At 64.2% G+C, this 10,572-nt stretch carries 12 protein-coding genes; 9 read left to right on the top strand and 3 right to left on the bottom strand.

The window, feature by feature from the left end:
- The coding region (gene oxlT / locus AC1D3B_RS35890) for an oxalate/formate MFS antiporter (protein WP_478195427.1) at window positions 1-1,170 on the top strand (1,170 nt) is incomplete at its 5' end.
- On the opposite strand, the gene AC1D3B_RS35885 is transcribed toward oxlT, so the two are convergent.
- Window positions 1,126-1,734 carry a Crp/Fnr family transcriptional regulator gene (locus AC1D3B_RS35885; RefSeq protein WP_478195426.1) on the bottom strand — a complete coding sequence of 203 codons (609 nt, stop codon included), beginning with the start codon at window positions 1,732-1,734 and terminating at the stop codon, window positions 1,126-1,128. The genes oxlT and AC1D3B_RS35885 overlap by 45 nt on opposite strands.
- Window positions 1,735-1,885: 151 nt before the next feature.
- On the opposite strand from AC1D3B_RS35885, the gene oxc reads away from it, so the two are divergent.
- The 8 genes from oxc to AC1D3B_RS35845 all read left to right on the top strand — a co-directional run bounded on the left by oxc (window position 1,886) and on the right by AC1D3B_RS35845 (window position 10,068).
- On the top strand, window positions 1,886-3,685 hold the full coding sequence (oxc, locus tag AC1D3B_RS35880) for an oxalyl-CoA decarboxylase (RefSeq protein ID WP_478195425.1): 1,800 nt from the start codon (window positions 1,886-1,888) through the stop codon (window positions 3,683-3,685).
- A 24-nt stretch (window positions 3,686-3,709) separates the two neighbouring features.
- The gene (gene frc / locus AC1D3B_RS35875) at window positions 3,710-4,963 is read left to right on the top strand and encodes a formyl-CoA transferase (protein ID WP_478195424.1); all 1,254 of its coding nucleotides are present in this window, start codon (window positions 3,710-3,712) and stop codon (window positions 4,961-4,963) included.
- Between the two features lies 1 nt (window position 4,964).
- Window positions 4,965-5,414 carry a PAS domain-containing protein gene (locus AC1D3B_RS35870; RefSeq protein WP_478195423.1) on the top strand — a complete coding sequence of 150 codons (450 nt, stop codon included), beginning with the start codon at window positions 4,965-4,967 and terminating at the stop codon, window positions 5,412-5,414.
- Window positions 5,411-6,658: a formyl-CoA transferase gene (gene frc, locus AC1D3B_RS35865; protein WP_478195422.1), complete on the top strand. Its 1,248-nt coding sequence runs from the start codon at window positions 5,411-5,413 to the stop codon at window positions 6,656-6,658. Before AC1D3B_RS35870 ends, frc (AC1D3B_RS35865) begins: the two co-directional genes overlap by 4 nt.
- 214 nt (window positions 6,659-6,872) lie before the next feature.
- Complete coding sequence (locus tag AC1D3B_RS35860) at window positions 6,873-7,190, top strand: hypothetical protein (RefSeq protein WP_478195421.1); 318 nt, start codon at window positions 6,873-6,875, stop codon at window positions 7,188-7,190.
- A 55-nt stretch (window positions 7,191-7,245) separates the two neighbouring features.
- Entirely contained in the window at window positions 7,246-8,013 is a 768-nt protein-coding gene (locus AC1D3B_RS35855; protein WP_478195420.1) for a fumarylacetoacetate hydrolase family protein, read from the top strand.
- A gap of 45 nt (window positions 8,014-8,058) precedes the next feature.
- The gene (locus AC1D3B_RS35850) at window positions 8,059-9,066 is read left to right on the top strand and encodes a 2-dehydropantoate 2-reductase (protein WP_478195419.1); all 1,008 of its coding nucleotides are present in this window, start codon (window positions 8,059-8,061) and stop codon (window positions 9,064-9,066) included.
- 45 nt (window positions 9,067-9,111) lie between these two features.
- Complete coding sequence (locus tag AC1D3B_RS35845) at window positions 9,112-10,068, top strand: LysR family transcriptional regulator (RefSeq protein WP_478195418.1); 957 nt, start codon at window positions 9,112-9,114, stop codon at window positions 10,066-10,068.
- 7 nt (window positions 10,069-10,075) lie between these two features.
- Here the strand turns inward: AC1D3B_RS35845 and AC1D3B_RS35840 are convergent, their stop codons facing one another.
- Together AC1D3B_RS35840 and AC1D3B_RS35835 are read right to left on the bottom strand one after the other, a co-directional pair.
- Window positions 10,076-10,225, bottom strand: coding sequence for a hypothetical protein (locus AC1D3B_RS35840; RefSeq protein ID WP_478195417.1), 150 nt, complete (start codon window positions 10,223-10,225; stop codon window positions 10,076-10,078).
- 23 nt (window positions 10,226-10,248) lie between these two features.
- The coding region (locus AC1D3B_RS35835; protein ID WP_478195416.1) for a molybdopterin dinucleotide binding domain-containing protein at window positions 10,249-10,572 on the bottom strand (324 nt) is incomplete at its 5' end.

The following is a 10,572-nucleotide window of genomic DNA, read 5'->3' as shown; positions in this document are numbered from 1 at the left end:
CTGACGGCGATCCAGCTGTCGTTCTCGATCTTCGTGGTGGTGGAGACCTGGCTGGTGCCGGTGGAAGGCTGGCTGGTGGACAAGTTCGGCCCGCGCCCGGTGATCGGGGGCGGGGCGGTGCTCGCGGGGCTGGGCTGGGTGGTGAACGCCTACGCCACCACGCTGGGCCACCTGTACYTGGGTGCGGTGCTGGCGGGGCTGGGCGCGGGCTGCGTGTACGGCACCTGCGTGGGCAACGCGCTGAAGTGGTTCCCGGACAAGCGCGGCCTGGCCGCCGGGCTGACAGCGGCGGGCTTCGGCGCCGGTGCGGCCGTGACGGTGATCCCGATCGCCAACATGATCCAGAGCTCGGGCTACGAGCAGACCTTCCTGTTCTTCGGGATCATGCAGGGGGCGTGCATCTTCCTGATCTCGTTGTTCATGGTCAAGCCGGTGGTRCCCAAGGGGGTGGTGATCTCCTCGCGGCTGGTGATGACGAAGGTGGACTACACGACCTCGCAGATGGTGCGCACGCCGGTGTTCTGGGTGACGTATGCGCTGTTCGTGGCGGTGGCCGCGGGGGGTCTGATGGCCACGGCGCAGATCGGGCCGATCGCCAAGGACTACGGGCTGGCGAAGATGCCGATGAGTGTGTTCGGGCTGCTGACGTTGCCGCTGCTGACGCTGACGCTGTCGATCGACAACCTGGCCAATGGGTTCACGCGGCCGCTGTGCGGGTTCATCTCGGACCGCATCGGGCGGGAGAACACGATGCTGATCGTGTTCATCGGGGAGGGGCTGGCGCTGCTGGGGCTGATGAAGTTCGGCCACAACCCGTACGCGTTCATGACGTTCGCGGCGCTGGTGTTCCTGTGCTGGGGGGAGATCTTCTCGATCTTCCCGGCGCTGTGCGCGGAYACCTACGGGGTGAAGAACGCGGCGGCGAACGCGGGCACGCTGTACACGGCRAAGGGGACGGCGGCGCTGCTGGTGCCGCTGGCGTCGGTGCTGTCGGCGGACGGGAACTGGGACCGCGTGTTCATCCTGACGGCGGTGATCACGATCGCAGCCGGGCTGTCGGCCAAGCTGATCCTGGCGCCCATGCGCAAGCGTTGCATCGCGCAGGCCAATGCCGCGGCGGCGCCGTCAGATCTTGCCGCTGTGCATCAGCCGGCTCAGGGTTTCCGCTGAGAGGTTGAGGTAGGAGGCCAGCTCCTTCTGCGGGATGCGGTCCATGAGCTGCGGCTGCTTGCGCAGAAAGCGCCGAAGGCGGCCGGGCGCATCGAGCAGGTGAAGCGTGATGGTGTGCGCCATGATCTCGCTCATCACCTCCATCACGCGGTATTCGAACAGCTTCTTCAGTTCGGGGCGTCGCTCCACGAAGGCCACCCACGCCTCGAGCGGCATGCGCGCGACGCGCGCCTTGGTGACGCACACGATGCCATAGGGCGTCGGCTTGCCCAGCCGCCACGCGGCATAGCTGGTCTCCATCTCGCGCTCGCCGGCAAAGCGCAGGATCATTTCCTTGCCTTCGGTGTTGGCGACCGCGCGTTTCAGGATGCCGTTGACGATGAAGTACTGCTCCATCTCGCGCACGCCCTGATGCAGCAGGTAGTCGCTCTTGTTGCAGTCCACGATGACCAGATGCGAGCCCAGTTCCGCGCGCTCGTCGTCGCTCAGGTCCTTGAGCAGCACGTTATCCCGTAGCTCAAGGCGAATGACGTTTCTTTCCGGGTGGTTGTCCAACAACGTCATGGTTCTCGTCTGACTCGATTGCGCAACACATCTCCTGCCGGGGCGCTTTGGCGTTTTCGGGAAAGTTGACGGCGGTCAACGGCGGAGAACATTCCTCGAATCATAGTCGCGGCTCGGGCTCAGGCCATTCATGGAAAGCAGAAGGAGAGACATGTCATCAGTCACATCGGATACACAGCCAGTGACGGCGGCCGCCGCGGTGCTCGACCCCTTGGTCGCACGCGCCATCAGGTCCATCGCCGACGAAGCGCCGGCGCGCGAGACCATCGATGGTTTTCACCTGGTCATCGACGCCCTCAAGCTCAATGACATCGACACGATTTTCGGGCTGCCCGGCATCCCGATCACCGACCTCACGCGCATGGCGCAGGCCGAAGGCATGCGTGTCATCTCCTTCCGCCACGAGCAGCACGCCGGCAACGCCGCCGCCGCCGCGGGCTTCCTGACCCAAAAGCCCGGCATCTGCCTGACCGTGTCGGCACCGGGTTTTCTCAATGGCCTGACCGCGCTGGCCAACGCAACCACCAACTGCTTCCCGATGATCCTGATCAGCGGCTCCAGCGAGCGCGAGATCGTCGACCTGCAACAGGGTGACTACGAAGAGATGGATCAATTGGCAGTCGCCAAGCCGTTGTGCAAGGCCGCTTTCCGCGTGCTGCACGCCGAAGACATCGGCGTCGGCGTGGCCCGCGCCATCCGCGCCGCACTGTCGGGCCGCCCCGGCGGCGTGTACCTGGATCTGCCGGCCAAGCTGTTCTCCCAGACCATGGACGCCATCGCCGGCAAGAAGTCGCTGATCAAGGTGGTGGACCCGGCGCCGCGCCAGATTCCGGCCCCCGACGCGGTGCGGCGTGCGCTCGATCTGCTGAAGGGTGCGAAGAAGCCCCTGATCCTGCTGGGCAAGGGCGCGGCGTATGCGCAGGCCGACGCCGATATCCGTGCGCTGGTCGAGAACAGCGGCATCCCCTACCTGCCGATGTCGATGGCCAAGGGGTTGCTGCCCGACACCCATGCGCAGTCGGCCGCCGCCGCGCGGTCCTATGTGCTGCAGGAGGCCGACGTCGTGATGCTCGTGGGTGCACGCCTGAACTGGCTGCTCTCGCACGGCAAGGGCAAGACCTGGGGCGCCGACAAGTCCGCCAAGCAGTTCATCCAGATCGACATCGCGCCCACCGAGATCGACAGCAACGTGGCCATCGCCGCGCCGCTGATCGGCGACATCGGCTCCTGCGTGTCCGCGCTGCTGGCGGGCATGGGTGACAAGTGGACAGCGCCTCCCGCCGAATGGACCGGTGCCATCGCCGAGCGCAAGGAGAAGAACCTGGCGAAGATGGCGGTCACGCTGGCGGCGCGTCCTTCGCCGATGAACTTCCACAGCGCGCTCAGCGTGATCCGCGACCAGGTGAAGGCCCGGCCCGACGCCATCGTCGTGAACGAGGGCGCCAACACCCTGGATTTCACGCGCAGCATTGTCGACATGTACGAGCCGCGCAAGCGCCTCGACGTGGGAACCTGGGGAATCATGGGCATCGGCATGGGCTTCGCCGTCGCCGCTGCGGTGGTCACCGACAAGCCCGTGATTGCCATCGAGGGAGACAGCGCCTTCGGCTTCAGCGGCATGGAAGTCGAGACCATCTGCCGCTACAACCTGCCGGTCTGCATCGTCGTGTTCAACAACAACGGCGTCTACGGCGGAACGGACGTGAACAAGAGCGGCACGCCCGACGTCGCGCCCACCGTGTTCGTCAAGAACGCCCGCTACGACAAGTTGATGGAAGCCTTTGGCGGCGTCGGCGTGCACGCCACGACGACGGACGAACTGCAGAAGGCCCTGACCGAAGCCGTCGCTTCAGGCAAGCCGACCCTCATCAATGCCGTCATCGACGAGACCGCCGGCACCGAGAGCGGGCGCATCACCAGCCTGAATCCGGCCACTGCCAAGAAGAAGTAATTCCAGTAACCCAGGAGATATTCCATGAGCAACAAACCCCTCGCCGGCATCAAGATCATCGACTTCACGCACGTGCAGGCCGGACCGGCCTGCACGCAACTGCTGGCCTGGTTCGGCGCCGATGTCATCAAGGTCGAGCGGCCCGGCTCGGGCGACGTCACCCGCACCCAACTGCGCGACATCCCTGATGTGGACGCGCTCTACTTCACCATGCTCAACAGCAACAAGCGCTCGCTGACGCTGGATACGAAGAAGGCCGAAGGCAAGGAAGTACTGGAAACGCTGATCCGCGAGTCCGACGTGCTGGTCGAGAATTTCGGTCCTGGCGCGCTCGACCGCATGGGCTTCACCTGGGAGCGCATCAACGAGCTGAATCCCAAGATGATCGTCGCCTCGGTGAAGGGCTTTAGCGACGGGCATCACTACGACGACCTGAAGGTCTACGAGAACGTCGCGCAGTGCGCAGGCGGCGCGGCGTCGACGACCGGCTGGTGGGACGGCCCGCCCACCATCAGCGCCGCGGCGCTGGGCGACAGCAACACCGGCATGCATTTGGCCATCGGCATCCTGACGGCCATCATCGGCCGCGAGCAGACAGGCAAGGGCCAGAAGGTGGCAGTCTCGATGCAGGACAGCGTGCTCAATCTCTGCCGCGTCAAGATGCGCGACCAGTTGCGCCTGGATCGCCTGGGGTACCTGGAGGAATACCCGCAGTACCCGCACGGTACCTTCAGCGACGTGGTGCCGCGTGGCGGCAATGCCGGCGGCGGCGGACAGCCGGGTTGGGTGCTCAAGTGCAAGGGCTGGGAGACCGACCCCAACGCCTACATCTACTTCACCATCCAGGGCCATGCCTGGGCACCGATCTGCAAGGCGCTCGGCAAGGAAGAGTGGATCAACGACCCGAACTACAACACGCCCAAGGCGCGGCAGCCGCACATCATGGAGATCTTCGGCGAGATCGAGTCCTGGCTGTCCAACAAGACCAAGTTCGAGGCGGTCGACATCCTGCGCAAGTTCGACATTCCCTGCGCGCCGGTCCTGACGATGAAGGAACTCGCGAACGACCCGTCGCTGCGCGCCAGCGGCACGATCGTCGAAGTGCCGCACAAGGAGCGCGGCAGTTACCTCACGGTCGGCAGCCCGATCAAGTTCTCCGACATGAAGCCCGAAGTCACCGGCTCGCCGCTGCTGGGCGAACACACCGACGAGGTGCTCGAGGAACTCGGCTACAGCAAGGCCGGGATTGCCGCGTTGCACGAAGCCGGCGCTGTCTGAGATGGCGCCCCCCGGTTCGCCGGTCGACCTGCGGCAACTGGTGGATGGCGCGGGCGACGCCATCATGGTCTGCGACGCCAGCGGGGCCATCACGCTGTGGAACCGCGCGGCGGAGCGCATCTTCGGCTTCACCGAGGCTGAGGCACTGGGCCGTTCGCTGGACATCATCATCCCCGAGCGCCAGCAGGCCCGGCACTGGGACGGCTATCGCAAGACGATGGAGACCGCGGTGACCAAGTACGGCGCCGACCTGCTGCGCGTGCCGGCCCTGCACAAGGACGGGCGCACGCTGTCGATCGCTTTCTCCGTCTCGATCCTGCTCGGAGGTGACGGCAAGGTCTGCGGGATATCGGCTATCGTGCGCGACGAAACGCAGCGGTTCATGGAAGAGCGCGAACTGCGCAAGCGCCTGGCACAAGCCGAGGCGACGATCAGAGGAGACAAGTTATGAGCAAGGCACTCGATGGCGTCCGCATTCTCGATTTCACGCATGTGCAGTCGGGACCCACCTGCACACAGTTGCTCGCGTGGTTCGGCGCCGACGTGATCAAGGTCGAGCGCGCGGGCGAGGGCGATGCGACGCGCGGCCAGTTGCGCGACATCCCGGAGGTCGACAGCCTCTATTTCACGATGCTCAACCACAACAAGCGCTCGGTCACGCTGGACACCAAGAATCCGAAGGGCAAGAAGATCCTCGACCAGCTCATCAAGTCCTGCGACGTGCTGGTCGAGAACTTCGCCCCGGGTGCGCTCGATCGCATGGGCATCACCTGGGAGCACGTCCAGGAACTCAACCCGCGCATGATCGTGGCCTCGGTCAAGGGCTTCGGCCCGGGCAAGTACGAGGACTGCAAGGTCTACGAGAACGTCGCGCAGTGCGCAGGCGGTGCGGCATCCACCACGGGTTTCGACGATGGCCCGCCGGTCGTCACCGGCGCTCAGATCGGCGACAGCGGAACAGGCCTGCACCTCGCGCTCGGCATCCTGGCCGCGCTCTATCAGCGCAACGCCACCGGCCGTGGCCAGAAGGTGCTGGCGCCGATGCAGGACGCGGTGCTGAACCTCTGCCGCGTGAAGCTGCGGGACCAGCAACGCCTCGAGCGTACCGGCACCATGCATGAGTACCCGCAGTACCCGGACGGCAAGTTCGGCGAGGCAGTCCCGCGCGCTGGCAATGCATCGGGTGGCGGCCAGCCCGGCTCGATCCTGAAGTGCAAGGGCTGGGAGACCGACCCGAATGCCTACATCTACTTCATCACGCAGGCCGCGGTCTGGCCAGCTGTGTGCAAGGTGATCGGCGAGGAGGGCTGGATCACCGATACAGCCTACGCCACGCCCGCTGCGCGGCTGTTGCACCTGAAGCCGATCTTCGCGCGCATCGAGCAATGGACGATGACGAAGCACAAGCTCGAGGCGATGGAGATCCTCAATCGCTACGACATTCCCTGCGGCCCGATTCTGTCGATGAAGGAAATCTCGGAAGACACGTCGTTGCGTGAGACCGGCACCATCGTCGAGGTGGACCATCCCAAGCGCGGCAAGTACCTCACCGTGGGCAACCCGATCAAGATGTCCGACAGTCCCACGGTCGTCACACGATCACCCCTGCTGGGTGAACACACCGATGAGGTCCTGGGGCAACTCGGCTACAGCGCGGCGGAGGTCGACATGCTCAGGCAGGAACGCGTGATCTGACGCAGCCCTTCGGCTGGCGCTTTTTCTCTCCCTGACACGACGGCACTCCGGCCACGGAGTGCAGTTGACGCACGTCTCCTTGATCCGTGCATTACATAAAGCATGACTAATGATTTAGATAATTTAGTTTAACTATCCTTTATTGAATGGCGAACCTACATTGACCTGCATTCCATCTCACCCACTGCGGCTCGGCCGCTACAAGGAGTCCGTCATGGCCAATGGTTCGACATTCACCGTCATCCCTGTCGATGCGGAGTGCAATGCCTTCAACGCCGCGTTCTATGAGCTCGGCCTGCGCTGGTACTGGAGCAGCGACACGTATCACGCGCTGTTCGATGGCGGCGCGGACTGCGCGCAGGCCATCCGGCGCTATGTCGAGACCGAGCAGGCGCACTTGCTGAAGTCCTACGACGCCGACTTCCTGGTCGATGTCATTCGGCAGAAGCAGGCCGCGCATCGGCAGTCGTCCGCGGTGCACTGCACACGGCATTTCGACTGGTCCACCGTCGGCCACGAACTGGGCGCCTGAGCCCGGCTGGGCGGCGCGAACGATCCGAACAACCACACGCGAAAGCACGATCACCATGTCCTCACTCTGGGTCCGCTTCGAATACGCCGGTCAGGTCGGCTTCGGCACACTCGCCGGCGACCGCGTGCAGCCGCATCGCGGCGACATGTTCGGCGAGTGCGAGGCCACCGGCACCGTGCTGATGCTCGACGAGGTCCGCCTGCTCACGCCGAGCGCGCCGACCAAGGTCATCGCGTTGTGGAACAACTTCGCGGCGCTCGGCGAGAAGCTCAACCTGGCAGTGCCGGCGGAGCCCCTGTACCTTCTGAAGGCGCCCAACTCCTTCCTGCCGACGCGCGAGATCATCCGCAAGCCGTTGTGCGAAGGCAAGGTGGTCTTCGAAGGCGAGCTGGGCATCGTGATCGGCAAGCGCAGCAGCGCGGTGCCGCTGTCCGAGGCGCTCGATCACGTGTTCGGCTACACATGCGCCAACGACGTCACCGTGGCCGACATCCTGCACCGCGATGCGTCCTTTGCCCAGTGGGCGCGCGCCAAGGGATTCGACACCTTCTGCCCGATGGGGCCGGCCATCGCGCGAGGCCTCGATCCCGCGACCCTGCGCGTCACGACCTCGCTGAACGGCGAGTTGCGCCAGGACTATCCGATCAGCGACATGCGCTTCTCGGTGGCCGAGTTGGTCAGCCTGATCTCGATGGACATGACCCTGTTTCCGGGCGACGTCATCCTCTGCGGCACCTCCGTCGGCGTCGGCTCGATGAAGCCCGACAGCACCGTCGAAGTAGCGATCACGGGCATCGGAACGCTGAGCAACCCCTTCTGCTAGGCCATCCGCCCAAGGCATTCACGCATTCAACTTCAGGAGTCGGAAATGAAGATAGCAGTAGTTGGCGCTGGCGCCATCGGCGGTCTTGTGGGCGCCCGTCTCTCACTTGCCGGTGAGGACGTGACCTTCATGGTGCGCGGCGCGAATCTCGAGGCGATCCAGAGCAACGGCTTCACGTTGGTGGAGGCCGATGGCCAGCGTCGCGTGGCTCGCAACGTGATCGCCACCGACGACTATCAGAAAGCGGGTCCACAAGACATTGTCATCCTGGCCATGAAGGCGCACCAGGTCGAAGCGGTGGCCGGACAGGTGTCGCAACTTTTCGGCGACGACACGGTGGTGGTGACAATGCAGAACGGCATCCCCTATTGGTACTTCCACAAGCACGGCGGCCGGCTCGAGGGCACGCAGTTGCAGAGCGTCGACCCGACCGGCAGGGTCGGCCGCGACATTCCCGCCGAACGGGTGCTCGGATGCGTGGTGTATCCGGCATCCGAACTGGTGGCGCCGGGCGTGGTGAAGCATGTCGAGGGCGACCGCTTCCCCATTGGCGAACTCGACGGCTCCTCCAGTGCGCGTGCCGAGCAGGTGTCCTTTTGCCTGAACCGCGCGGGCTTCAAGGCGCCTGTGCTGGACAACATCCGTGCCGAGATCTGGCTCAAGCTCTGGGGCAATCTCACCTTCAATCCGATCAGCAGCCTGACCCATTCCACGCTGGTCGACATCTGCCAGTTTCCTCTCACCCGGGAGTTGGCGACGCAGATGATGCGTGAGGCGCAGACGGTGGCCCAGAAGCTCGGCATCGAATTCCGCCTGTCGCTGGAGAAGCGGCTCGCCGGCGCGGAGAAGGTCGGGCGTCACAAGACCTCGATGCTCCAGGACATCGAGGCTGGCCGCGCGCCGGAGATCGACGCGCTGGTCGGCGCCGTCGTCGAACTCGCGCAGCTCACCGACACGGAGACGCCGCATATCGTCACGGTTCATGCATTGGTCAAGTTGCTGGCGCGAACGATGGAAACTGAACGCGCGCATTTGCGTTTGCGCGAATTGTGATCGGGGCTGTGGTACGGGTGGCACGGGCGGCCCTACTATCGAGGAATGAGAAACGCCACACTGCGGCAATTGAAGGTGTTCGAGGCGGTCGCGAGACTGATGAGCTTCTCGCGTGCCGCTGATGAGTTGCACCTGACCCAGCCCGCCGTCTCGATCCAGGTCAAGCGGCTCGAGGAACATGCCGACAATCTCTTGTTCGAGCAGTTCGGCAAGAAGATCTATTTGACGCCCGCCGGCACTGAATTACTCGCCTTCAGCCGCACCATCATTCAGCAATTCGAGGCTGCCGAAAGCGCGATGATGCAATTCAAGGGTGTCTCGGGTGGAAAGCTGAATGTGGGCGTGATCAGCGCCGGCGACTATTTCTTTCCGCGGCTGCTGGTTGAATTCGCGAGCCGCCATCGTGGCGTGGTGCTCAACTTCACGGTGCACAACCGCGAGGAGTTGCTGACGCATATTGCCGAGAACCTGACCGACCTGGCGATCATGGTGCGTCCGCCTTCGGACATGGGTACGGAGAACTTGCCGTTCGCGCCGCATCCCTATGTCATCGTGGCCGCGCCGGACCATCGGCTTGCCGACAAGAAGCGTATCCCGCTGGCCATGCTCCTGCGCGAACCCTTCGTAGTGCGGGAGCGCGGCTCGGACACCCGGCAATCCATGGAGGAAGGTTTCGGCGCCGCCTTGCGGGACCTCAAGATCGCGATGGAGATCCGGAGCACGGAGACCATCAAGCAGGCGGTGATCGCCGGCATGGGCGTGAGCTTCCTGTCGGCGCACACCATCAGCCAGGAGATGAAGGCAGGCAGCCTGAGGGTGCTCGATGTGGTGGGGTTTCCTGTGATGCTGAACTGGTATGTCGTGCATCGACACAGCAAGCATCTGTCGCCTGTGGCTCAGGCCTTCAAGGAGTTCCTGCTCGACGAGGGGAGGGAACTGATTGGAAAGATTGTTCCGTTCGAACCGCGCGCAAGACGCGCGGCGGTTGCGAATCGGGATTAGCGAGCGCTTAAAGCGCGTTGCGGTCGCGCAGCGCACCGCGAACCGCGCGGGCGAAGATCACGACGGGGAGGGAAGCGAAAAGCTCCGCAATGACCTGGCGGGTTTCGCGCGTGAACAGGCCCTTCTGGGATTTCTCATTCAGGACGACGTAGCTCATGATTTCTCTCGGTGTTGGGGTAATCAATTATAGGGAAAACCCCTAATATTGACAACCGCCCCGAGAGAGTCACGAGCGACTGGCACCGACACATTGACGTCTGATCGCGCGTCGAGCAACTCCTGCTGCACGCGGTTGAAGCGGCTGTACTCCTGTTGCCAAGCGGACGGCTGCATGACGGGCATGACCTGCACCGCGGTCACCTTGTACTCGGGGCAATTGGTCGCCCAGTCGGAGTTGTCGGTGGTGATCACGTTGGCGCCCGACTCCGGGAAGTGGAAGGTGGTGTAGACCACGCCGGGCTGCATGCGCTCCGAGACGGTGGCGCGCAGCACGGTCTCGCCGGC

The organism is Variovorax sp. P5_A3 (assembly GCF_056400665.1).
The sequence above is the reverse complement of the archived record's forward strand: the minus strand, read 5'-3'. Positions and strand labels throughout refer to the sequence as shown.

Coding starts and splice junctions, on each gene's coding strand:
- AC1D3B_RS35885 (WP_478195426.1), bottom strand. CDS start 1,734: ATGACGTTGTTGGACAACCACCCGGAAAGAAACGTCATTCGCCTTGAG.
- oxc (WP_478195425.1), top strand. CDS start 1,886: ATGTCATCAGTCACATCGGATACACAGCCAGTGACGGCGGCCGCCGCG.
- frc (WP_478195424.1), top strand. CDS start 3,710: ATGAGCAACAAACCCCTCGCCGGCATCAAGATCATCGACTTCACGCAC.
- AC1D3B_RS35870 (WP_478195423.1), top strand. CDS start 4,965: ATGGCGCCCCCCGGTTCGCCGGTCGACCTGCGGCAACTGGTGGATGGC.
- frc (WP_478195422.1), top strand. CDS start 5,411: ATGAGCAAGGCACTCGATGGCGTCCGCATTCTCGATTTCACGCATGTG.
- AC1D3B_RS35860 (WP_478195421.1), top strand. CDS start 6,873: ATGGCCAATGGTTCGACATTCACCGTCATCCCTGTCGATGCGGAGTGC.
- AC1D3B_RS35855 (WP_478195420.1), top strand. CDS start 7,246: ATGTCCTCACTCTGGGTCCGCTTCGAATACGCCGGTCAGGTCGGCTTC.
- AC1D3B_RS35850 (WP_478195419.1), top strand. CDS start 8,059: ATGAAGATAGCAGTAGTTGGCGCTGGCGCCATCGGCGGTCTTGTGGGC.
- AC1D3B_RS35845 (WP_478195418.1), top strand. CDS start 9,112: ATGAGAAACGCCACACTGCGGCAATTGAAGGTGTTCGAGGCGGTCGCG.
- AC1D3B_RS35840 (WP_478195417.1), bottom strand. CDS start 10,225: ATGAGCTACGTCGTCCTGAATGAGAAATCCCAGAAGGGCCTGTTCACG.